The organism is Mesorhizobium norvegicum, from assembly GCF_004919685.1.
Taxonomy (GTDB): Bacteria; Pseudomonadota; Alphaproteobacteria; order Rhizobiales; family Rhizobiaceae; genus Mesorhizobium; species Mesorhizobium norvegicum.
This window is the reverse complement of record NZ_SMYZ01000200.1, coordinates 1-704: the sequence shown is the minus strand read 5'-3', so window position 1 is coordinate 704 and position 704 is coordinate 1. Positions and strand designations below refer to the sequence as shown.

General features: G+C 63.8%; 1 protein-coding gene. It reads left to right on the top strand.

Annotation, left to right across the window (positions count from 1 at the left end):
• On the top strand, positions 1–704 hold a 704-nt coding region (locus FCU66_RS40715), incomplete at both ends, for an ABC transporter permease (RefSeq protein WP_136625529.1).

The following is a 704-nucleotide window of genomic DNA, read 5'->3' as shown; positions in this document are numbered from 1 at the left end:
TTGTCTTTGCCATCGCGGTGGTGCTGTTCGTTGCCGCGGCAATAGGCCTGCCGGGCTTCATCGATCCCAACAACCTTGTCGCCATTGTCCGCTCCGTGTCGGTGCTCGGCATACTGGCGCTTGGCATGGCCGTCGTCATCATCGGCCGCGGCATCGACCTGTCGGCGGTGGCGATCATGGCGATGTCGGTCGCCTGGTATCTGCAACTGCTGAATTCGGGCACGCCGGATTGGCTGGCCTTCGCCTATGTGCTGGCCGGCGTGCTCGCCATCGGCCTGCTCAACGGTTTTCTCGTTGCCTATGCCGATGTGCCGGCGATCTTCGTGACGCTGGCCACCGGCTCCTTCGTCTTCGGCTATGTGCGCTCGCAGCTGATCACGCAGGATGCCGTGCCGGTGCCGCAGGGCCACTGGGTCGAGCTGCTCGGCGGCCTGCGCTTCCTCGATATTCCGATCGAGGTCTTCGTCTTCGCCGGCCTGGCTTTCCTGTTCTTCCTGTTCCTGCGCTACACCAAATGGGGCCGCTACATCTATTTCGCCGGCGACAATCCGGTGGCGGCGCGCAACATCGGCATTCCGGTGCGGCCGATGCTGGTACTGCGCTATGTGCTCTCCGCCTTGGTGGCGCTCATCGCCGGCCTGCTGACGGCGGCCAGCCTGCATTCGATCAACACCCGCGTCGTCAATTCGACGCTGCTCTACGAC